Annotated in this window: 20 protein-coding genes; 8 read left to right on the top strand and 12 right to left on the bottom strand. The window is 65.3% G+C overall.

The genetic code is table 11. From position 1 onward, the window contains the following. Positions 1–113: 113 nt before the first annotated feature. From ACVWYQ_RS30420 to ACVWYQ_RS30410, 3 genes are all read right to left on the bottom strand, one after another. Positions 114–1232: a S1C family serine protease gene (locus ACVWYQ_RS30420; protein ID WP_271541413.1), complete on the bottom strand. Its 1119-nt coding sequence runs from the start codon at positions 1230–1232 to the stop codon at positions 114–116. A gap of 167 nt (positions 1233–1399) precedes the next feature. After that, complete coding sequence (locus ACVWYQ_RS30415; protein ID WP_157284987.1) at positions 1400–2275, bottom strand: dihydrodipicolinate synthase family protein; 876 nt, start codon at positions 2273–2275, stop codon at positions 1400–1402. A gap of 63 nt (positions 2276–2338) precedes the next feature. Then, positions 2339–3304 (bottom strand): VOC family protein, encoded by a 966-nt coding sequence (locus ACVWYQ_RS30410; RefSeq protein ID WP_271541411.1) that lies wholly within the window; start codon positions 3302–3304, stop codon positions 2339–2341. A 191-nt stretch (positions 3305–3495) separates the two neighbouring features. Between ACVWYQ_RS30410 and ACVWYQ_RS30405 the strand changes: the two genes are divergently transcribed. Further along, entirely contained in the window at positions 3496–4362 is an 867-nt protein-coding gene (locus ACVWYQ_RS30405) for a S1C family serine protease (protein WP_271541409.1), read from the top strand. After that, positions 4359–4730: a response regulator transcription factor gene (locus ACVWYQ_RS30400; protein ID WP_271541407.1), complete on the top strand. Its 372-nt coding sequence runs from the start codon at positions 4359–4361 to the stop codon at positions 4728–4730. Before ACVWYQ_RS30405 ends, ACVWYQ_RS30400 begins: the two co-directional genes overlap by 4 nt. Before the next feature lie 704 nt (positions 4731–5434). Here the strand turns inward: ACVWYQ_RS30400 and ACVWYQ_RS30395 are convergent. From ACVWYQ_RS30395 to ACVWYQ_RS30375, 5 genes are all read right to left on the bottom strand, one after another. Next, positions 5435–5854: a hypothetical protein gene (locus tag ACVWYQ_RS30395; RefSeq protein ID WP_271541405.1), complete on the bottom strand. Its 420-nt coding sequence runs from the start codon at positions 5852–5854 to the stop codon at positions 5435–5437. Between the two features lie 99 nt (positions 5855–5953). Continuing rightward, positions 5954–7063: a sensor histidine kinase gene (locus ACVWYQ_RS30390; RefSeq protein WP_271541402.1), complete on the bottom strand. Its 1110-nt coding sequence runs from the start codon at positions 7061–7063 to the stop codon at positions 5954–5956. After that, a complete protein-coding gene (locus ACVWYQ_RS30385; RefSeq protein WP_404543796.1) occupies positions 7050–7742 on the bottom strand; it encodes a response regulator transcription factor in 693 nt (230 codons plus the stop codon). Before ACVWYQ_RS30385 ends, ACVWYQ_RS30390 begins: the two co-directional genes overlap by 14 nt. Before the next feature lie 97 nt (positions 7743–7839). Beyond that, positions 7840–8253 (bottom strand): hypothetical protein, encoded by a 414-nt coding sequence (locus ACVWYQ_RS30380; RefSeq protein WP_456726660.1) that lies wholly within the window; start codon positions 8251–8253, stop codon positions 7840–7842. Between the two features lie 283 nt (positions 8254–8536). Next, a complete protein-coding gene (locus ACVWYQ_RS30375; RefSeq protein WP_271541399.1) occupies positions 8537–10873 on the bottom strand; it encodes a Tex family protein in 2337 nt (778 codons plus the stop codon). A gap of 242 nt (positions 10874–11115) precedes the next feature. On the opposite strand from ACVWYQ_RS30375, the gene atzD reads away from it, so the two are divergent. Together atzD and ACVWYQ_RS30365 are read left to right on the top strand one after the other, a co-directional pair. Next, complete coding sequence (atzD, locus tag ACVWYQ_RS30370; RefSeq protein ID WP_404543799.1) at positions 11116–12225, top strand: cyanuric acid amidohydrolase; 1110 nt, start codon at positions 11116–11118, stop codon at positions 12223–12225. Between the two features lie 116 nt (positions 12226–12341). Then, complete coding sequence (locus tag ACVWYQ_RS30365) at positions 12342–13817, top strand: amidase (protein ID WP_404543801.1); 1476 nt, start codon at positions 12342–12344, stop codon at positions 13815–13817. Positions 13818–13893: 76 nt separating this feature from the next. Here ACVWYQ_RS30365 and ACVWYQ_RS30360 read toward each other — a convergent pair whose 3' ends face one another. Further along, the gene (locus ACVWYQ_RS30360; protein WP_025032108.1) at positions 13894–14214 is read right to left on the bottom strand and encodes a hypothetical protein; all 321 of its coding nucleotides are present in this window, start codon (positions 14212–14214) and stop codon (positions 13894–13896) included. A 136-nt stretch (positions 14215–14350) separates the two neighbouring features. On the opposite strand from ACVWYQ_RS30360, the gene ACVWYQ_RS30355 reads away from it, so the two are divergent. After that, entirely contained in the window at positions 14351–15259 is a 909-nt protein-coding gene (locus ACVWYQ_RS30355; RefSeq protein WP_404543803.1) for a PaaI family thioesterase, read from the top strand. A 69-nt stretch (positions 15260–15328) separates the two neighbouring features. Beyond that, positions 15329–15688: a hypothetical protein gene (locus ACVWYQ_RS30350; protein ID WP_198399827.1), complete on the top strand. Its 360-nt coding sequence runs from the start codon at positions 15329–15331 to the stop codon at positions 15686–15688. Positions 15689–15690: 2 nt separating this feature from the next. On the opposite strand, the gene poxB is transcribed toward ACVWYQ_RS30350, so the two are convergent. The 3 genes from poxB to ACVWYQ_RS30335 form a co-directional block, all read right to left on the bottom strand. Then, positions 15691–17427: a ubiquinone-dependent pyruvate dehydrogenase gene (gene poxB / locus ACVWYQ_RS30345; protein ID WP_404543805.1), complete on the bottom strand. Its 1737-nt coding sequence runs from the start codon at positions 17425–17427 to the stop codon at positions 15691–15693. A gap of 109 nt (positions 17428–17536) precedes the next feature. Continuing rightward, positions 17537–18169 (bottom strand): 2-dehydro-3-deoxy-6-phosphogalactonate aldolase, encoded by a 633-nt coding sequence (locus ACVWYQ_RS30340; RefSeq protein ID WP_271541388.1) that lies wholly within the window; start codon positions 18167–18169, stop codon positions 17537–17539. A gap of 14 nt (positions 18170–18183) precedes the next feature. Further along, a complete protein-coding gene (locus ACVWYQ_RS30335; protein WP_456726659.1) occupies positions 18184–19098 on the bottom strand; it encodes a 2-dehydro-3-deoxygalactonokinase in 915 nt (304 codons plus the stop codon). Positions 19099–19333: 235 nt separating this feature from the next. Between ACVWYQ_RS30335 and ACVWYQ_RS30330 the strand changes: the two genes are divergently transcribed. Further along, positions 19334–20431: an LLM class flavin-dependent oxidoreductase gene (locus ACVWYQ_RS30330; RefSeq protein WP_128264029.1), complete on the top strand. Its 1098-nt coding sequence runs from the start codon at positions 19334–19336 to the stop codon at positions 20429–20431. A gap of 58 nt (positions 20432–20489) precedes the next feature. Beyond that, complete coding sequence (locus tag ACVWYQ_RS30325) at positions 20490–21044, top strand: flavin reductase family protein (protein ID WP_271541382.1); 555 nt, start codon at positions 20490–20492, stop codon at positions 21042–21044. Positions 21045–21209 lie beyond the last annotated feature (165 nt).

Here is a 21209-nt window from a genome sequence, read left to right as displayed (position 1 = left end):
CGAGATCGGGAAAAACGACGGCGGCGGTTTTAACCGATTTTGCGCGCCAGACAACCGAGCCCCGGCGCATCTGCAATGCGCGTCGGAGCCCCTTGCACGCGCGGATCGAGCGGCTAGGACCGGTCGATATCGACGATGCCTACATTCACGTCACGGGTGTCCGATCCGCGCTTGACCGTGAGCCGAACGGTCTTTCCGGCCCCGGCCTGCTCCAGCGCATCGGTCAGGTCGGCAAGGCGCCGCACCGGCTTGCCTTCCACCGCGGTGATGATGTCTCCGACCGCTCCCGTGGAAAAGTTGACACCGCGAATCCCTGCCCGCTCGGCAGGACTGCCGGGGGCCGTCCGCACCACGATCACCCCTTCGACAGCTAGCCGGGTCGACACATCCTCGCCGGCGGCCACGATGCCGATGCCTGGTGTCGGCACCCGGCCATTGCGGATCAGCTCGGGCACGATCCGGTTCACGACGTCGACCGGCACCGCGAAGCCGATGCCGGCGTTCGAGCCGGACGGCGAGATGATCGCCGTGGTGACGCCGATCAGCCGGCCGGCGGAATCCAGCAGCGGCCCGCCCGAATTGCCGGGATTGATCGCGGCATCGGTCTGGATGACGTTGGCGATCTCGCGGCCGGCATGGGTGGGGAGCCGGCGCTTGAGAGCGCTGATGATGCCAGAGGTCATCGACTGATCCAGCCCGAAGGGATTGCCGATCGCGAAGGCGAATTGCCCGACCTTCAGGTCACTCGAACTGCCCAGCGCGATCGGAGCCGGAAGCTGGCGCACGCTGCGGATTCGCAGCACGGCGAGATCGTAATTGGGAGCCGTGCCGACGAGGTCGACCTGGGCCACTTCTCCCGATGCAAACCGCACCGCGATCTCGCCGCCATTGGCGACGACATGATTGTTCGTCACGAGATGACCGTCGCGGTCCCAGACGAAGCCCGTGCCGGAGGCGCCGCCACCGCCCTGGCTCTCCTCGCCCATGAGGGGACTTGCCAGGGGACTTGCCGCCGACCTGGCCGCAACCTGAACGACCGACGGCGATACGCGCTCGAAGATGTCGATGGTCGCCTTCTCGCCGTCCGACAGAGGGCCGCGCGGCTCTACGGCACGTGCGGAGGGCGCCGCCCATGGGACATACGAGACGGGTACATGCAGGATCTTCGCGGCCGTGACGGCGAGCAGCAGGGCGGCGAAGGCTGCAGCGGCAATCGCATAGCGACGATTCATTGGGTGATCACCGTGTCTTGTGCTGAATGCGGGCTGTGAGATGCACATGCATGAAGTGGCAGGATCTCGCTTACGCAGCAACGTCGCAAACGAGCGGAAGTTTCTCGCTCAGGTAAGGACCATTCTCCGCCTGGCACGGGTGCCGGGGCATATTGCCGCGTGGCGAGCTATTCCAGCTCGCGCAGCGCCGTTTCCACGATTTTGCGCGCATCGGCCGTCAGTGGCGCCTGCGGCGGGATGGGGCCGCCGACGTCATAGCCCTGGATCGCAAGGCCGGCCTTGATGCACGCCGCGAGATTGAAACGGGCGAAGGCTTCGTTGATCCGCCACAGCCGCCGCTGCAGCGCCATGGCCTCGTCCCAGCGGCCGGCGGTGCAGAGGTCGTAGAGCATCACGCTCTGGCGCGGGATGATGCAGGCGGGTCCCGCCATCCAGCCGCGGCCGCCGATCAGCATCACCGCGGCCGGAATGTGGGCGGAGGCGGAGAACACGCGCAAGGCGTCGCCGCAGCGGTTCATGATCGAGAGCAGCCGGCCCGTGTTGGTCGAGGCATCCTTGATGTAGCCGATGCGCGGATGCTCGGCGAGGCGCGCGATGACGTCGAGGGTGAGATCGGAGCGCTGGAATTGCGGATTGGTGTAGATGACGACGGGAATGTCCACGGCATCGGCGATGGCGCGGAAGTAGGATTCGACCTGCGCATCGGCCAGCGGAAAATACGCCTCCAAAATCGCAAGGATGCCGTCGGCCCCACACTTCTGGCAGGCTTTCGCCTGCGCCACCGCATCCGCCGTCGCGGTCGAAGCGACGCCGGCGATAACAGGCACGCGCCCCTGCGCGGCCTCAATCGTGGTCTGCACGACCGCTGTGCGTTGCGCGGCGTTGAGGTAAGCGAATTCGCCGGTCGAGCCCAGCGGCGTCAGCCCGTGCACGCCGGCGCCGATCAGGTCGTCGCAGAGTTTTGCCAGCACGTTGGTTCGCACCGTGCCGTCGGCATCGATGGGCGAGACGAGATACGGAAAGACACCGTGGAATTCGGACATGCGGCGCTGATCCCGGTCGATTGGTTTGCGGCTGACCGCTATTACCAATGCCAGCGCCGGCGATCAAACCCTGAGCAGACGCACCCGCGTGCCCCAGGGATCGATCGCCTCCACCCCATCCGCAAGCGCCGTGACCTTCACACCGCCTTTGCGCAGCCGTTCTTCCTGCGCGGCGAGCAGCTCCGGCTTCGCCATCACCAGCGAGAACCAGGCAAGACCGGTCGTGGAATCGTCGCGCTGGCCGGCGCCCTGGCTCTGCCAGACGTTCATGCCGAGGTGATGGTGATAGCGGCCCGATGCCAGGAACGCGGCGCCGCTGCGGCGGCGGGTCGGGTCGAGGCCGACCGTGCCGTGATAGAAGCTCTCGGCCTGGGCGAGATCGCCGACGCGCAGATGCATGTGGCCGATGCGCATTCCATCCGGCGCCTTGGCATAATCGGGAACGCGCGTATTGGTGAGCGACAGCAGGTCGGGGATGTTGAGCTCGTCGGTCGCCATCTTCACGCTGCCCTCGCTCCATTGCCATTGCGAGGGGTCGCGGTCGGCATAGACCTCGATGCCGTTGCCTTCGGGGTCGTCGAGATAGACGGATTCGGAGACGAGGTGATCGGCGAAACCCGACAACGGCACGCGGTGCGAGGCGGCATGAACCAGCCAGCGCGCCAGATCCTTGCGCGTCGGCATCAGGAAGGCGGTGTGGTAGAGGCCGGCGGCGTTGCGCGGCTCGATTGCGGCATCGGGCCGGGCCTCCAGCACCAGCAGCGTGATGCCACCTGTGCCGAGCTTTGCGGCTACCGCCGAGCGCTCCATCACGGTGAGCCCGATCACGTCGCGGTAATAGTCTGCGACCTTGTCGAGATTCTTCACCCGCAGCGTCACCATGCCGACCCGCATCGGCGTACGGCTGGCAAAGGTCGGGCCGCCGCCCTGCGCTGTGCCCTCGGCACGGGCCGCGGCTGCGGCGGCCATGGCGAGCGAGGTGGCGCCGGCGAGCTGCAGCAGGGTACGGCGGGTCAAGTCGATGGTCATCAGTCAGGGCTCGCTGGAAATCTTGAGGCCATATGGCCCAATTTTGGGATTGCTACACGTTCCCGTGAGGCGCTCCCAATCACATGTTCGTCGGCCGTGGTCTTGCGGAGGCCGTACTGGTCCTGGCCACCCGGCCAGTTTCGCAATCGCCCGCGGCATCCCAGATTGAGGACAACTTACGGGAGCCCGCCATGACTGATCTTAGTCCCCTGTCCTCACTGTCGTCCGCGCTCGCGGACATTGTGGCGCGCACCGCGCCGTCCGTCGTCTCCGTGCATTCGCATCGCGCTCGCGCGACCGGCTTTGCCTGGAAGAGCGGCCTGATCATCACCGCCGATGAGGCCCTCGCCGACGAGGGCGAGGTCGAGATCGGCCTCGCCGACGGTAGTCGGGTCACTGCCACGATCGCCGGCCGCGACCACACCACCGACATCGCGCTGCTGCGCACTGAGGCCGCGGTCGCGCCGGTCAAGCTCGCCGCAACCGTCCCGCCGCTGGGCGTATTGTCGGTCGTGGTCGCGACCAACCGGGAGACACCGAGTGCGGCGCTCGGGATGGTGTCGGCATCCGGAAAGAGCTGGCGTTCCTTGCGGGGCGGCGACATCGACGCGCGGATCGAGCTCGACGTCCGCCTGCGCGGCAGCCAGCAGGGCGGGCTCGCGCTCGATGCATCGGGCGAAGCCTTCGGCATGGCCGTGCTCGGGCCGCGGCGCGTGCTGGTGATCCCGACGGCGACGATCGAGCGTGTCGCGCCCCAGCTGGAGGCGCGCGGCCGCATCGCGCGCGGTTATCTCGGCCTCGGGCTGCAGCCGGTGCGGCTCGACGACGGCATCGGCGCCATGGTGATGAATGTCGACAAGACCGGGCCTTCGGCCGCGGCCGGCATCCGCCAGGGCGACGTGATCGTGGCGGTCAACGGCCAGAAGCTCTCGGGCGTGCGCGCACTGTCGCGAACGCTGGGACCGGCGAGCGTCGGCGCGGTGGTCGACGTCGCCGTGCACCGTGGCGGCGAGCCGGTCAGCTTCAAGGTCACGGTCGGCGAAAGGCCGGAGGCGTGAGCGAGGACAGGACGGCCGAGATCGTACTGTCGCTCGAGATCGACGATCCCACCCTCGCCGATCGCCTGGCGGCCCTGCTCGGCAATGTCGCCGGGCTTCGCCTTGCCGCGCCCGGCGAGCAGGCCGCCGCGACAATCATCGCCCGCGATCCGCGCATCAGCCCTGCGGACATCGCGCTGACCCAGCGGGAGCTAGATGTGCTGGCGCTGATGGCCGAAGGCGCCTCCAACAAGATGATCGCGCGTCAGCTCGGCATCTCCGTGCACACAGTGAAATTCCATGTCGGCTCGCTGCTCGACAAGCTCGACGCCACCGGGCGAACCGATGCAGTCGCGCATGCGGCACGCCGCGGCGTGATCGAGCTTTGAGCGCTCTCCAAGCTATACAACCCGCGGCGTAAAAGGAGCGCGGCGGCATCAGGAATCGCGCTTTAATGTCAAAAGAATCAGCTTCACGCTACTGCGTCGACGACGGCTTTCACTGCCGATTCATACTATTCAAGACTACCACTGTATCAGGTCCCAAAAGACGCTTTACTCGGAACTGCGTAGCGCGTTCGGGCGGCGATTCACTACGGCGATGAGCCGAGCGAGCAACGAGATCAGCTCCCACTGTTGCATTGCACGAAAGACCTGAAGGGCTAGATCATTCCGGTCGTTTCTCAAGTCAAAGGTCCTAACTAACGATGCAAGATTCCTAATCCGTGTAACCAGCTCAGCATAAAGATCAGGGATATTAATGCTCCCTCCTAGATAAGGATAGTCATACCCATCGTAGTATCGTCGAGGAATCGAGGCCAAATCAAGCTCCGCGGGAGTCAAGCCATCGACCAAGAGCGGACTTATACCATCGAGGCTTTTCGAGTATGCGTCGGCCGCTTTTCCCAAGGCATTCACACAACGATGCTTGATCTCGTCTTCGTCGTTTACGGTATCAACTCGATCGAACTCCCAACTCTCAATTCTAGAAAACAATTGCCAAAGTTCCGCACCTCCAGACAGAGCATTTGTGCCGGCTTGACGAAGCTGAGACTCAACTGACGGCCACTTGACCCCGGCGTTCGCGAAGAATGTCATGACACCCCCCGAAGGCGATCAACATATTCACCGAACTCGCGACTATGCAGATTCCTGAGCTCCTCAAATCTCTGCCTAAATGGGGGTTCGCGCATCGACTCCCGGACATCATTGTCCAGCAGCTTCACGGCAGATTCAGGCAAGTGGAGGACCCTTCTAAGCTCGAAGCAACTCGCATAGTATGCAATAATAACACCCATAAAAAATTTGGTCTTTTGATCTTCCGGAACCAAATCATCCATGAACTTGCGCTGCAAATCTCGCCCCTGAACCAACATATTATTGTAGAGCTGGGCTTGAGCGTTCTGAAGCCCCAGAGCCAGTGTCCTCCAGGAAAAATAGAAACCAGCGACAACTGCAAACAGTTGAACGATGCTTATAATGTTAGTCGTCGATATAGGCTCAAGGTGAAACATTTCTGCCTCCAAATGAGCTAGGCAAAGAGCCGCAATTCAGCGCGACACACAAAACAAAATCTACTTTTAGTTGCTTTTCCTGACTTAGACAAGAGCATCTTATTCCGCAGCAACGAACCTTCTCGCGAGCGCCACCTGGCCGTTGGTAGGCGGAAACCGGAGCTCGACCTTCAGGCCCGGGGAATTGTCGCGCAACGCGATCTCGGCGCCATGAAGCCGCGCGACCGCGGCGACGAGGCTGAGGCCGAGACCATTGCCCGGCGTGTAGCGGCTCTGCTCGAGCCGGTAGAAGCGCTTGAAGACATGCTCGCGCTGCTCGGCGGGAATGCCAGGACCGTCGTCGATAATCGAGATCACCCCACCGCCGTCGGCCCTGCGGCAGCTCACAATCACCTGCCCGCCCTTCCGGCCATGCTTGATCGCGTTGTCGACGAGATTGGCGATGGCGTCGAACAAGAGGTCGCGGTCGCCGGTGATCGCGACCTCGTGGTCACCATCGAGGCTGAGGTGCGTGGCAACTTGCTCGGCAGCGGCATCGTAGAGCTCGACCACCTCGGCGGCGATCTCGGAAAGATCAAGCACGCGGAAGGCGCCGGTGCGGGCGCGGGTCTCGATCTCCGAGATCCGGGTGATGGAGGCGAACATGCCGAGCACGGCATCGAGATCGGCGATGGTGTCGCCGATCAGCGCGGCATCCGTCTCGCTGTTGCGCGGCGCGTGATAGGCCTTCTCCAGCCGGCCGCGCATGCGCGTCAGCGGCGTGCGCAAATCGTGCGCGACATTGTCGCTGACCTGCTTGACCTCGCCCATCAGCGTCTCGATGCGGTCGAGCATCTGGTTGAGGTTTTCGGCGACGCGATCCCACTCGTCATTGCTGCCGCGCAAGGGAATCCGCTGGTCGAGGCCTGCGAGCATGATGGCGCGGCTCGTGGCGTTGATCTGCTCGATCCGCCCCACAGTGCGACGCGTCACCAGCACAGCCGCGAGCCCGGCGAGCACCAGCAGCAGCGCGGCGACGGCGGCCATCGCGAGCTCGATCATGCCGGTGAAGCCGTCATGATCGCCGACCGTACCGAGCCGGCTCTCCACATAGGCCAAGGTACCGAAATAGACGTAAGCCATGATCGCTGCGACGATCAGCCCGAACGCTGCGATCGCGATCAGCGCCAGGCGGAAGGTCGAGGACCGGAGCGTCTTAACCAGGAGCACGGAGGCAATATCCGATGCCGCGAATGGTGTGGATCAGCGGATAGGCCTGGGCATCGTCGACCTTGCGGCGGACCCGGCCGACATAGACATCGATGATGTTGGTGGAGGGATCGAAATGCAGGTCCCAGACGTGCTGCAGCAGCATCGCGCGGGAGACGACCCGGCCCTCGTTGCGGACGAGATATTCGAGCAGCTGGAACTCCCGCGGCAGCAGCGGGATCTTGCGGCCGCGGCGCGAGGCGCTGCGCGCGATCAGGTCGACGGCGAGATCGCCGACGCGCAGCAGCGTTTCCTTGGCGATGGTCTCGCTGCGGCGACCGAGCGCCTCGAGCCGCGCCAGCAATTCCGTGAAGGAGAACGGCTTGACGAGGTAGTCGTCGCCGCCGGCTCGCAGGCCGCGCACGCGGTCGTCGACTTCGCCGAGCGCGGAGATGATCAGGAAGGGGGCGGCAATGCCGTCGTCGCGCAGCTGGCGCATCACGCTGATGCCGTCGATATCGGGCAGCATGCGGTCGATGGTGATCACCGCATAGTCGCGCGCGGCGCCCTGATTGAGGGCTTCGCGGCCATTGGCGGCGAGGTCGACGTCGTAGCCCGAAACCGTCAGCTCCTCGACGAGCTGGCCTGCGGTTTCCGGATCGTCTTCGACGACCAGGATGCGACGGTGACCTCCGGTCATGAAACACTCCGCGCGACAATCGCCACCAGACTATCCCGTTCCGGGGCTGGACGGAACCGCCCGGTGGCGATCGCGACAATGGTGCGGTACGGCGATGCTAGTACCAACCGCCCCCGCACACATTGACCCATTGCCACCCATAGGGCGTCCAGCTCCTGCGCCAGCAGCCGTCGTTGTAGCCGGTGTAGAAATAGGGCGCGCCGAAGACAGCGAAGCGACGGAAATGATGGTGATGGTGGAAGCCGTGACGGCCATGCCAGCCCGCGCCGGCGAAACGCGGCCCGATCGGCGCGTGCGCGAACCGCGCCCCGCCGAAGCCGGGTCTGCCGACATGAGCGAAGCGTGCACCGCCCATGCCGTCGGCCCGCATGCCGCCAAAGCTGCCGGCGTGCATGCCGCCGCCGAAATGGCCGCCACCGCCAAAGCCGCCGCGCGCGAGCGCCGGTGACGCGACCGCCATCATGGCCGCGATCACGCTCGCCGTGAGGCCCTTAAGAAACCTGTTGTTCATCGAAGCGTCCTCCTTGCAGTGCGGCGGTCTCGGCGCCGCACGAGGAGGATCAGATGAGGAGAACGGGAGCGTTGCTTCAACTTACAAATGCGCCAGATTCTGACGCGGGAGTTAGGGAGGGTAGTCCCAGCTCTCTCCCCGTCATTGCGAGGAGCCCTTGCGACGAAGCAATCCAGAATCCCTCCGCGGAAGCACTCTGGATTGCTTCGCTGCGCTCGCAATGACGACGTGGATGGAGCGAATTCCGACCTCTCCCCGCAAAGAGCGGGGAGAGGTTAAGAGGTCACGCCCGCTTGCCGCCGTTCTTCTCCGCCGCGCGGCGCAGCGCCTCGGCGAGTGCGCCGCCGCCCGAAGATTCCTGCTTGCGCGGCGCCGCCGACGTCATGCGGCTTGCGTTGCGCTGATTGTTGTCGCGCTGCATGCCCGGCGCGTCCTTCTTAGGCCCGACCTCGTCGTCGAGGCGCAGCGTGAGCGAGATGCGCTTGCGGGCGACCTCGAAGTCCAGCACCTTCACCTTGACGATGTCGCCGGGCTTCACCACCTCGCGCGGGTCCTTGATGTAGGTCTTGGACATCGCCGAGATGTGCACGAGACCATCCTGGTGCACGCCGATGTCGACGAAGGCGCCGAAGGCGGCGACGTTGGTCACGGTCCCCTCGAGGATCATGCCCTTCTTGAGATCCTTGATCTCCTCGACGCCCTCCTTGAACACTGCCGCCTTGAACGCCGGACGCGGGTCGCGGCCCGGCTTTTCGAGCTCGCGCAGGATGTCGGTGACGGTCGGCAGACCGAAGGTCTCGTCGACGAAATCCTTCGGCTTCAGCGTGCGCACGACGTCGCTGTTGCCGATCAGCGCCTTGATGTCGCTCTTGGTCGCTTCGAGAATCCGGCGCACCACGGGATAGGCTTCGGGATGGACGCCGGAGGCATCGAGCGGATCCTCGCCGCCGAGGATGCGCAAGAAGCCCGCGCACTGCTCGAACGCCTTCGGCCCGAGCCGCGGCACGTCCTTGAGCGCCTTGCGCGACTTGAACGGGCCGTTGGCATCGCGATGCGCCACGATGCTCTGGGCGAGGCCGGAGCCGACGCCCGAGACGCGCGCCAGCAGCGGCGCGGAGGCGGTGTTGACGTCGACGCCGACCGCGTTCACGCAATCCTCGACCACGGCGTCGAGCGATTTGGCGAGCTTGGCCTGACCGAGGTCGTGCTGATACTGGCCGACGCCGATCGCCTTCGGCTCGATCTTGACGAGCTCGGCAAGCGGGTCCTGCAGGCGCCGCGCGATCGAGACCGCGCCGCGCAGGGTGACGTCGAGGCCGGGCAGCTCCTCCGAGGCGAAGGCCGAAGCCGAATAGACCGACGCACCAGCTTCCGACACCACGATCTTGTTCATCTTCAGCTCGGGCAGACCCTTGACCAGCTCCGTGGCGAGCTTGTCGGTCTCGCGCGAGGCGGTGCCGTTGCCGATCGCGATCAGCTCGACGCGGTGCTTGATCGCGAGCCGGCCGAGGGTCGCCAGCGACTCGTTCCATTGCCGCTGCGGCTCGTGCGGATAGATCGCGGTGGTGTCGACCACCTTGCCGGTGGCATCGACGACGGCAACCTTCACGCCGGTGCGGTAGCCGGGATCGAGCCCCATGGTGACGCGGGTGCCGGCGGGCGCGGCGAGCAGGAGGTCGCGCAGGTTCGAGGCGAACACGCGCACGGCCTCGGTCTCGGCCGAGTTCCACAGCCGCATGCGCAGATCGATATTGAGATGCACCTGGATCTTGGTGCGCCAGGCCCAGCGCACGGTGTCGATCAGCCAGCGGTCGCCGGGGCGCTTCAGGTCGGCGATGCCGAACCGCTTCATGATCTTCAATTCATAGGCGCTCGGCACGCCCGGCGGCGGCGCCTCGGCCTCGGGCTGAATTTGCAGGTCGAGAATTTCTTCTTTCTCGCCGCGGAACATCGCGAGGATGCGGTGCGAGGGCAGTTTTGTCAGCGGCTCGGAGAAATCGAAATAGTCGGCGAACTTCTCGCCCTCGGTCTTCTTGCCGTCGCGCACCTTGGAGGCCATGCGCGCATTGGTCCACATCTCTTCGCGCAGGGCGCCGATCAGATCGGCGTCCTCGTCGAAGCGCTCGACCAGGATGGCGCGGGCGCCGTCGAGCGCGGCAGCGGCGTCAGCGACGCCCTTCTCGGCGTTGATGAAGCCTTCCGCCACGACCTTCGGATCATTGCCGGGTTCAGCCATAAGCTGATTGGCGAGCGGCTCGAGGCCGGCTTCCTTGGCGATCTCCGCCTTGGTGCGGCGCTTCGGCTTGAACGGCAGATAGATGTCCTCCAGGCGGGCCTTGCTGTCAGCGGCCATGATCGAGGCCTCGAGCGCCGCATCGAGCTTGCCCTGCTCGCGGACCGATTCGAGAATCGCCTTGCGGCGATCCTCGAGTTCGCGCAGGTAAACCAGGCGCTCCTCCAGAGTGCGCAATTGCGCGTCGTCGAGCGCACCGGTCGCTTCCTTGCGGTAGCGGGCGATGAAGGGAACCGTGGCGCCGCCGTCGAGCAGCGTTACCGCCGCCTCGACCTGCTCGGCGCGAACCCCAAGCTCCTGCGCAATTTTCTGGTTGATGTTGGCCACGCGAGATTCCCTCTAATCCAAGCACGCGGGCGCAGGGGCGAACCACCGGCCGCGGGACGCCGCTTATGGACCAACCAAGGTTGATTCATCAAGGTGCGGTACGCAACCGTCGACAGAGGATTTTTTGCCCGACCGATGCGATCTCGCCACATTCGTGGGGGCGCGGCGACTTGACATCGGCCCCGCGTTCCGCGCCTGCTTGCTCCCGCCGGGCCAATGAACTCTCCGCACGAGGACCAATCATGCGTACCACATCGGTCGGCGTCTTCAGGATCGCCACCACGGGACCCGGCGACGTCTCCGGCCTGATGGACTTGATCGTTTCAGGCGCGATCGATCCCAACTCGATTCTCGCCATTCTCGGTAAGACGGAAGGCAATGGCGGCGTCAACGATTTTACCCGGGAGTACGCGGTGGCCGCGCTCTGCATGGCGCTGGCGCCCAAGCTCGGCCTGTCGGCGGAGGCGGTCGAGCAGCGTATCGCATTCGTGATGTCCGGCGGCACCGAGGGCGTGCTCAGTCCGCATCTTACGGTGTTCACACGGAGCGAGGCCGAGCGCCCGGCAGGTCTGTCCAGCAAGCGCCTCAGCATCGGCATGGCGCACACGCGGGACTTCTTGCCTGAGGAGCTCGGCCGCGCCGCGCAAATCGCCGAGACAGCGAAGGCCGTGCAAGCCGCCATGGCCGATGCCGGCATCAACGATCCCACGGACGTTCATTTCGTGCAGATCAAGTGCCCGCTGCTGACCAGCGAGCGCGTTGCGGCGGCAAACGCCCGCGGCAACACAACGGCAACGACAAGCGCTTACAGCTCGATGGCCTATTCGCGCGGCGCGTCCGCGCTTGGCGTTGCGGTCGCGCTCGGCGAGATCGGCTCCGACCTCGGCGATGAGGACGTGCTGCGGCGCTATGATCTCTTCTCCAAGGTGGCCTCGACCTCGTCGGGGATCGAGCTGATGCATAACGTCGTCATCGTGCTCGGCAATTCGGCGTCATCGGTAAGCGCGTGTGTGATCGGGCATGCCGTGATGGAGGATGCCATCGACGCCTCGGCGGTGCTATTGGCGTTGAACAGCGTCGGGCTTGGCGCTGGGCCGCAAACCACCGCGGGCCGCACGCTCGTCAACATCTTCGCCAAGGCGGAGGCCTCGCCTGATGGCGCCGTGCGCGGCTTCCGCCACACCATGCTTGAAGACACCGACATCAGCTCGACACGCCACGCCCGCGCAGCGGTCGGCGGCCTGATCGCGGGCCTTGCCGGCACTGGCGCGGTCTACGTGTCCGGCGGCGCCGAGCATCAGGGGCCGGCCGGCGGCGGCCCGGTTGCAGCGATCGCACGACTGTCGGATTGATAGCCGACAGCCCGACCTCTCCGCCGGGCGCAACCCTGCCCCTCGTGGCGCCTCGGTTGATTCACGCGGGCCGTTGCGAAAAAGGTGACGCCGCGATCTTGAGGGGATTTGACTTCATGACTTTGCCGATGAGCTGGAATGAATGGACGCAGCACGATGGCGTCGCGCTGGCGGGGCGCGTCCGCAAGGGCGAGCTGACGGCGAAGGAGCTGGCGCGGCAGGCCGCCGCGGGCGTTGCCAAGGTCAATCCGGTGCTGTCCGGCGTGGTCGAGCTGTTCGAGGACGTGATCGCCGACCCCGCCAAGGACGGCGCCAATCTGGCAGGTCCGTTCGCCGGCCTGCCGTTCCTGATGAAGGACCTCGGGCCGACCATGAAGGGTCGGCTGCAGGAGATGGGCTCGCTCTTGATGCGCGGCAATCGCGCCGGCGCCGACACGTTCCTGACCGGTAAATTCCGGCAGGCCGGGCTCAACCTGATCGGACGCACCACGACGCCGGAATTCGGCGTGTGCTCGTCGGCCGATAATCCTGCCGTCTACGTCACGCGTAATCCCTGGAATACCGACTACACCACCTGCGGCTCGTCGGCGGGCAGCGCCGCGATGGTCGCCGCAGGCGTGGTGCCGATCGCGCATGCAACCGACGGCGGCGGCTCGATCCGCATTCCCGCCGGCGTCAACGGCAATATCGGCCTGAAGGTGTCGCGCGGCGTGTTCTCGCTGGCGCCGCACATGTCGGACCTGACCGGCCTCGTCTCGATCCAGGGCTGCCAGTCGCGCTCGGTGCGCGACACCGCCGCCTTCGTCGATCATGCGCGCGGGCCTGCGCCCGGCGAGTTCATGCCGTTCTGGACCACGGCGCAGCCTTACACCGAGATGATCAAGCGCGATCCCGGCAAGCTTCGCATCGCGCTGTCGCACACATGGGGCAATTACACCGCGACGCCCGAGCTCGCTGCCGAGCTGGAGAAGGCCGGACGCTTCCTCGAAGGCCTCGGCCATCACGTCGACTATGCACTGCCGGAGATCGACCTTCCCGCCGCCTTCGAGGCGCAGACCACCTGCTACATCTCGAACTTCGCGGTGGTGATCTCCAACATGCTCGCTGCGCGCGGACTGGAAAAGCCGCCGGAGGATCTGATCGAGCCCATGAACATCCGCATCTGGGAAGCCGGGCGCCACACCAGCTTTGCCGAGCGGGCGAAGATGCAGGCCGTGTTCAACACGACCTCGCGCGGCTTCGGCAGCTTCTTCGAGCAATGGGACGTGATCCTGACGCCGATCACGGCGCTGCCGACGCCGAAGGTCGGCACCAGGGAATATCTCACCATCTCCGACAACCCTGATGTGCGCGACTGGTTCGACAATCTGTGGCGCTTCTTCGCCTTCACGCCGCTCGCCAATCTCTGCGGCATGCCGGCGATCTCGCTGCCGATGGCAGCGCAAGACCACGGCCTGCCACTCGGCATCCAGGCGATCGCCAAGCAGGCCAATGACGGTCTGTTGCTGCAGCTCGCCGCCCAGATCGAGCGCGCGCTCGACGGCAAGTGGAACGGCGGCAAGACCGCGAAGGTGCATGTGACGAAGGCGTGAGATAACAGGTCAATGCGGGAAGGTGATCGCGTTTCGCCGTCAGACCGAGTCAATCAAAATCATCGGGCGTGCGATCTCAGTTCTTCACCGCCGGTATCTCCTCCGCCACCGGCTGCTTCTGACCTTGCTGATACATTGCGAGCGCCTTGTCGAGGGCTTCGCGCAACGCCAGCGCCGCGGCGACACTGCAACGTAAGTGCGCGGTCTGGACCACGTCGACCCTGACGGCGGCGCCGACCGGCATCAACAGGTTTGCGGCAAGCTCGATCTGGATCGCGCCGTTGTGGTGGCCGAAGCAGGATGCGCCGTCGAAATAGATGATCGGCGCCCGCTCGGCGCTGGAGGTGGAAATGGTGACGGGCCCCTGGGCGGTCGAGGGCGTTTCGGGGTCGGCCATGGGCGCTCCTTGCAGTTCATCGACGAACGAAGCGCCCACCATCGGCGCTTCGGCGCGCCCTGTCGAGACCTAACCGCCCGGTGCGGGGCTCATTCGGGGTTTTGCGCGAGGGCCGACACTGGTCTAGAAGGTCCCCATGAGCACCACGCCGACCACGCTTGCCTTCGAGGAACTCGCCGAGGCCATCAAGGGCCGCCGCTCCGATTACGGCCATATCAGCGGGCTCCAGCTCGACCGCTTCGCACCTGGCGAGGCGTGGTCCAGCCTGCCCTATCGACCGGTCTTCGTCGGCGACACCGAGACCGGCGTGCTGCATGGCGGCGTCGTCACCGCGATGCTGGACGAGAGCTGCGGCATGGCGGTGCAACTTGCGCTCGACGGCACCCGCGCGATCGCGACTCTCGATCTGCGCATCGACTATCAGAAGCCGGCGACGCCCGGCCTCGACATCAAGGCGCATTCGGTGTGCTACCGCACCACGCGCTCGATCGCCTTCGTGCGCTCCACCGCCTACCAGGAGTCCGAAGAAGATCCGGTCGCGACTGCAACCGCCTGCTTCATGATCGGCGCCAACCGCACCAACATGCTCGCCGACCGCCGGATGGATGCACGCAGCATCCCGACGCTGGAGGCGCCGGCGGATCCGGACGGTCCCTTTGCGCGCAGCCCGTTCGCGCGCGCGCTCGGCATCCGCGTCAACGATGACGGCACGCTGACGATGCCGTTCTCGCCGCAGATCATCGGCAATCCGATCCTGCCCGCGATTCACGGCGGCATGACGGGCGCGTTCCTCGAAACCACCGCCATCATCGGGGTGGCGCGGGAGCTCGGCGCTGCCGCACCGCCCAAGCCGATCGGCCTCACCGTCAACTACTTGCGCTCCGGACGCGCGCTCGACACGTTTGCCGACGTCTCGATCGTGAAGCAGGGCCGACGTATCGTCGCCTTCGAGGCGCGGGCCTGGCAGGACGATGCTTTGAAGCCGATCGCCACCGCTTTCGGTCACTTCATGCTGCGCCCGACGCCTGGAAGTGACGAGGAATAAGCCCATTTTGACTTGACGGCCGCAGCTCCGGCCCCAACGATAGCGCGCCTTTTCGCCAGAGGAATTGGATTGCGGCATCCGCTCGACATCGTTGCCATGTTCGCCGCACTCTGGCTGCTGGCATCGATGGTGCTCGACACGCTGACGCCGAAGGAGCTGACCGCGGTCATGATCGGCATCGCGATTGGCCCGGCCATCGTCATCACCGCCGTGTTCTATTACCTGCGCTGCCCGCGAACGGATTTTGCGGTGATGTTCGCAGCGCTGTGGCTGATCTCCGATATCGCCATCGCCCTCATCTCGCCAAAGCAGCTGCCGCATTTCCTGATCGCGCTCGGCTTTCTGCCGGCGCTGCTGATCGGCATCGTGCTGCACTGGCAGACTTTCACCTCTCCTCGACGAGGAGAGGTGAACCACCGCGCCGGCTGATATCACCGCGGCAAAAGATTCGTCTTCGCGAGGTCCAGCACCTCGTCGCCGCGGCCGTTCATCACCGCGCGGAGCACCCAGAGGCTGAAGCCCTTGATCTGCTCGGCCGTGATGGTCGGCGGCATCGACAGCTCCTGCTTGGCGGTGACGACGTCGAGCAGCGCCGGCCCATTGTGCGCCAGCATCTCTTTAATCGCGCCCGGAAGCTCGCCGGGATCCTCGACGCGCTTGGCAAAGATGCCCATCGCGCGCGCCATCGCGGCGAAATCCGGGTTCTCCAGGTCGACATTGGTGTCGACGAAGCCAGCCGCCTTCATCTCCAGCGCGACGAAGCCGAGCACGCCGTTGTTGAAGACGACCACCTTCACCGGCAGCTTCTCTTGCGTTAGCGTGATCAGGTCGCCCATCAGCATGGTGAAGCCGCCGTCGCCGGAGAGCGAGATCACCTGGCGCCCGGGCTGCGCAGCCTGCGCCCCGATCGCCTGCGGCATGGCATTGGCCATCGAGCCGTGCACGAAGGAGCCGATCAGCCGGCGGCGGCCGTTCATGTCGAGATAGCGCGCCGCCCACACCGTCGGGGTGCCGACATCGGCAGTGAAGACGGCATCGTCGGAGGCGTGGTCGCTGATGACCTTGGCGAGATATTGCGGATGGATCGGCTTGGCTCCGGGCGTGCCCTTGGCTAGCGAATCGAGGCCTTCGCGGGCTCTCTTGTAATGCGCGACGGAGTCGTCGAGATGCTTGCGCTGCGTCTTCGTCTTGAGCAGCGGCAGCAGCGCCTCGATGGTGAGCTTGACGTCGCCGACGAGGCCGAGATCGATCCTGCAGCGCCGCCCCAGATTTTCCGGGCGGATGTCGATCTGCGCGATCTTGGCATCATCAGGGAAGAACTGCTTGTAGGGGAAGTCGGTGCCGAGCATCACCAGCGCGTCGCAGCCGTGCATCGCGGCGTAGCCCGAGGAGAAGCCGATGAAGCCGGTCATGCCGACGTCATAGGGGTTGTCGTATTCGACATGCTCCTTGCCGCCGAGCGCGTGCACCATCGGGCTCTTCAGCGCTTCAGCGAGTTGCATCAAAGGCGCATGCGCGCCGGCGCAGCCGCGGCCGCAGAACAGCGTGATGCGTTCGGCGCCGTTGAGAAGATCGGCGAGCGCCTTCAGCTCGTCCGGCTGCGGCACGACCTTCGGCGGAGCCAGTGCAAGGCCGCGCGTCGTCGACAACGCGCGCTTCGGAGGACTCCGGAACGCAACATCGCCGGGCATGGCGACGACGGCGACGCCGCGCAAGCCCACCGCCGCGCGAATCGCGTTCTCCAGCACGTAAGGCAGCTGGCTCGGGTCCGACACCAGCTCGCAATAATGGCTGCATTCGCGAAACAGATTTTGCGGATGCGTCTCCTGGAAATAGCCGCCGCCGATCTCGGCGGTCGGGATCTGCGCCGCGATCGCCAGCACGGGAACGCGGCTTCGATGCGCGTCGAACAGGCCGTTGATCAGATGCAGATTGCCGGGGCCGCAGGAGCCCGCGCAGACCGCGAGGCTCCCGGTCATCTCGGCTTCGCCGGCCGCCGCGAAGGCCGCGACCTCCTCGTGCCGGACATGAATCCATTCGATCGTGCCGCGGCGGCGCAGCGCCTCGGTGAGCGCGTTCAGGCTGTCGCCGACGATGCCGTAGATGCGCTTGACCCCGGCCTGTTCGAGCGTTGCCACGAACAGATCGGCCACGTTGTTGATCGCCATGTCGGTCTCCTGATTCAGCCAATCGCGTACCACGATGCGCGCATGTCGGCATCGCGCCACCATATGGCAGAATAGACCATGTCAGGATTACGGCTAGTTTATTGCCGGCTCAATCTTTCTCAATTGCCCGATCGTATGCAGCAATTGTCACCTCTGCGCGGGCTGCGACATCTGCTGCTGTCATGCCTGGCTTGTAGAGGCTGGAGCCGAGCCCGAATGCGGTCACCCCGCCCTTGATGTACTCGGCAAAATTCTGATCGGAGACGCCGCCGACGGCGGCGATCATCACGCCTGCCGGCAACACGGCGCGGATCGCGGCGATACCGGCAGCGCCGAGCACGCTCGCCGGAAAGAATTTGAGGCTCGAGGCTCTCGAGCGCGCCGCCAGCAGCGCCTCGGTCGGCGAGAACACGCCGGGCATGGTCACCATGCGATGCTGATGCGCGCGCGCCAGCACTTCGGTGTCGACATTGGGCGAGACCATCAGCCTGCCGCCGACATCGTTGAGACGATCGACATCTGCCGTCGTCAGCACCGTGCCGGCGCCGATCAACACGTCTGATGGCGCGAGCTTCACGGCAAGCGCGATCGAGCGGAACGGATCGGGTGAATTCAGGGGGATCTCGATCGCGGTCATGCCGGCCTCGACCAAGACGCCGACGATCGCTTCGGTCTCCTCAGGCTTGATGCCGCGCAGGATCGCGACCAGCGGCCGCTGCATCGGCGGAAAGGGAACGCTCATCTCTCGCAGTCCTTCTACTTCGTCCAGATCGCGGCTGCCGCCATCGACAGGCCGCGGCGGACGGCTTCATCCGCATCGACCGGCTTTGCGGTTACCGAGAGCGCCTCGAATGCCAGCCGATACAGCACCGCAAGCCGCCCTGCGGCAATCAGCTGGACGCCCGCTTGCGGCACCGTGCCGGAGAGCCCTGCCGCGAGCTCCACACCGATCAACGTGCCCGACAGCGTCTCGCGCGCCGCGGCCGGCGTGCCGCCGAACAGAAGCTGTCGCGACCGTGCAGTGAACAGCAAGTTGGCGGCGAAGGCCGGAGCATCGAATGCGGCCTTCACGGCTGCCTTGAAGCTCGCGATATCTTCGGCGTCATCAGCGCCGGCGACCGCGAGCGACAGGATCGTCTCGCGCGAGACGGCGCTGAACAGCTCGCCGGTCATGAAGGTGGAGAAGCGCTCGACCGTGCCGTCTTTCAACCGCACCCATTTCGAATGCGTGCCGGGCATGCAGACCAGCGCCTCGCCCGCGGCATCGAGGCCGAGCGCGCCGAGCAATTGCGTCTCCTCGCCGCGCATGACGTCCGGCGCCTTGGCATCGCGCTGGGCGATGCCCGGCAGGATGCGAATGTCGCGCGCCTCGCCCGGCACGCGCACTGCCTGTTTCAGGACGGCTGAGAGCTTTGCCGGCGTGTCGACGTAGCCGGCCTCGACCCAGCCGGTCTTGGCGCCGGCCATGCCGCAGACCAGAACCGGTAGATGCGCGGGCGCTTCGACCGCGGCCAGATGCGCTTGCAGCACGGCGGGAAAGCCGGTCTTCGCCGCCGCCAGCATGCCCTCACCGCTGCGGCGCTCGGCCAGCACCTGACCGGCGCGGTCGACCAGCCAGAGCCGGAAGCTGCTGGTGCCCCAGTCCACCGCGACATAGGCGGGTTCGGTCATTTTCAGGTCTCGTCCTCGTCTCATGGTCAAGACGCCGTCTCGCGACACATGAGACGATGTCCAGCAGGCTTCCGTCGAGATACCGGCTATTGCGCGGGCAAACCAGCCCTTTCTCTTCATTTTGAGGCTCCGCCGCGCTGGCACACCGCTTGCTCAAGGTTCATCACTCGACAAGGTTCATCACCCAACTCCGTCAACGCGCGACAAGACGCGTCAACATCAGATGAGGAAATCCATGGAGATCGGCTATTTCACGATGCCTTCGCATCCGCCGGAGTGCGGCCTCAAGGAAGGGAACGACTGGGATCTGCAGGTCATGCGCTGGCTCGACGAGCTCGGCTATCAGGAGGCCTGGGTCGGCGAGCACCACACCGCGCCCTGGGAACCCAATCCCACGCCGGACCTCCTGATCGCGCAGGCCTTGATGCAGACCAAGCGCTTGCGCATCGGGCCGGGCGGCTTCCTGCTGCCCTATCATCACCCGGCCGAGCTCGCCAACCGCGTCGCCATGCTCGATCATCTCTCCGAGGGCCGGCTCAATTTCGGCGTGGCGGCGAGCGGGCTGCCGAGCGACTGGGCGATGTTCAACGTCGACGGCATGAGCGGGCAGAACCGCGACATGACGCGCGAGGCGCTGGAGATCATCCTGAAGCTGTGGACCGAGCCGGCGCCCTTCACCCACAAGGGGAAGTACTGGACGGTGACCAAGCCGGACACGATGTTCGACTTCCTCAAGCCTCATATCAAGCCGCTGCAGGCGCCGCATCCGCCGATCGGCGTTGCGGGCCTTTCCAAGAACTCGGACACGCTCAAGCTCGCTGGCGAGCGCGGCTTCATCCCGATGAGCCTCAACCTCAACCCGGCCTATGTTTCCAGCCACTGGGACTCGGTCGAGATCGGGGCGGCCAAGACCGGTCGCAAGCCGAACCGCCAGGACTGGCGCCTGGTGCGCGAGGTATTCGTCGCCGACACCGACGAGGAGGCCTGGAAGCTCTCGACCGGCGACATGATGGGCCGGATGATGAGCGAGTACTTCCTGCCGCTGCTCGGGCATTTCGGCTTCAAGGATTATCTGAAGCACGCGCCCGATGTGCCAGACAGCGACGTCACGGTCGAATATTGCGCCAAGCGGAACTGGATCGTCGGCTCGCCCGCGACGGTCGCCGAGAAGATCGAGAAGATCTACGACGAGGTCGGCGGCTTCGGCGTGCTGCTCGTGTTCGGCTTCGACTACAAGCACAAGGCCGAGGCCTGGCACCACTCGCTCTCGCTGCTGAAGAACGAGGTGATGCCGCGCCTTGCGCATCTCGGCTCCGCGAAGAAGGCGGCTTGACGCTCAGCGGGTGCGGCGCGATCGTGTCGCACCCGCTTCAATTCTGGGAGATTTCCGCGTGACGGTGGACGCGAAGGACTTCAAGCAGGCGATGCGTCAATGCGCCGGCGCCGTGGCGCTGGTAACGGTCGGTGCCGAACACGGCAAGCGCACCGGGTTGACAGTGACCTCGGCCTGCTCGTTGTCTGACAAGCCGCCCTCGCTGATCGTCTGCGTCAACCGCAACGCCAGCGCACATGCGCGCATCCGCGAGGAAGGTGCTTTCGCCATCAACTTCCTGCACGAGGATCACGCGATGCTCGCCCTCACCTTCAGCGGCCAGAAGGGCGTCAACGGCGACGATCGCTTCGCCTTCGGGCAATGGACGCGTGGCGTGACCGGCGCGCCGGTGCTGACGGATGCGGTGGCCGCGTTCGACTGCGTGCTGGCGCAGGAGTTCGAGACGACGACGCATTCGATCTTCGTCGGCGAGGTCCGCAGCGTGTCGCATGCGGATACGGCGCGGCCGCTGGTGTACCTGCGCAGCAGTTTTCACACGCCACAAGAGATGCGCGAGATCGTGACAGTCGGCGACCTCGATTCACGCCATCTGAGCTGGACGGATTTTTCGTAGGCCTTGCGCCGACATTGTAGGGTGGGCAAAGGCGCACTTGCGCCGTGCCCACCTCCGATCAAACATCACGACAAGAGCGGTGGGCACTCTTCGCTTTGCCCACCCTACGACATCTGCGTTCGCGGCAGAGACCTCTCAACTTTCTTGCCGCACGCGGATCGAGCG

This window comes from Bradyrhizobium sp. USDA 3397 (assembly GCF_054060965.1).
The sequence above is the reverse complement of the archived record's forward strand: the minus strand, read 5'-3'. Positions and strand labels throughout refer to the sequence as shown.

Excerpts from the sequence above, each read along its gene's own strand:
- ACVWYQ_RS30420 (WP_271541413.1), bottom strand. The coding sequence starts at position 1,232 with ATGAATCGTCGCTATGCGATTGCCGCTGCAGCCTTCGCCGCCCTGCTG.
- ACVWYQ_RS30415 (WP_157284987.1), bottom strand. The coding sequence starts at position 2,275 with ATGTCCGAATTCCACGGTGTCTTTCCGTATCTCGTCTCGCCCATCGAT.
- ACVWYQ_RS30410 (WP_271541411.1), bottom strand. The coding sequence starts at position 3,304 with ATGACCATCGACTTGACCCGCCGTACCCTGCTGCAGCTCGCCGGCGCC.
- ACVWYQ_RS30405 (WP_271541409.1), top strand. The coding sequence starts at position 3,496 with ATGACTGATCTTAGTCCCCTGTCCTCACTGTCGTCCGCGCTCGCGGAC.
- ACVWYQ_RS30395 (WP_271541405.1), bottom strand. The coding sequence starts at position 5,854 with ATGTTTCACCTTGAGCCTATATCGACGACTAACATTATAAGCATCGTT.
- ACVWYQ_RS30385 (WP_404543796.1), bottom strand. The coding sequence starts at position 7,742 with ATGACCGGAGGTCACCGTCGCATCCTGGTCGTCGAAGACGATCCGGAA.
- ACVWYQ_RS30380 (WP_456726660.1), bottom strand. The coding sequence starts at position 8,253 with ATGAACAACAGGTTTCTTAAGGGCCTCACGGCGAGCGTGATCGCGGCC.
- atzD (WP_404543799.1), top strand. The coding sequence starts at position 11,116 with ATGCGTACCACATCGGTCGGCGTCTTCAGGATCGCCACCACGGGACCC.
- ACVWYQ_RS30365 (WP_404543801.1), top strand. The coding sequence starts at position 12,342 with ATGACTTTGCCGATGAGCTGGAATGAATGGACGCAGCACGATGGCGTC.
- ACVWYQ_RS30360 (WP_025032108.1), bottom strand. The coding sequence starts at position 14,214 with ATGGCCGACCCCGAAACGCCCTCGACCGCCCAGGGGCCCGTCACCATT.
- ACVWYQ_RS30355 (WP_404543803.1), top strand. The coding sequence starts at position 14,351 with ATGAGCACCACGCCGACCACGCTTGCCTTCGAGGAACTCGCCGAGGCC.
- poxB (WP_404543805.1), bottom strand. The coding sequence starts at position 17,427 with ATGGCGATCAACAACGTGGCCGATCTGTTCGTGGCAACGCTCGAACAG.
- ACVWYQ_RS30340 (WP_271541388.1), bottom strand. The coding sequence starts at position 18,169 with ATGAGCGTTCCCTTTCCGCCGATGCAGCGGCCGCTGGTCGCGATCCTG.
- ACVWYQ_RS30335 (WP_456726659.1), bottom strand. The coding sequence starts at position 19,098 with ATGACCGAACCCGCCTATGTCGCGGTGGACTGGGGCACCAGCAGCTTC.
- ACVWYQ_RS30330 (WP_128264029.1), top strand. The coding sequence starts at position 19,334 with ATGGAGATCGGCTATTTCACGATGCCTTCGCATCCGCCGGAGTGCGGC.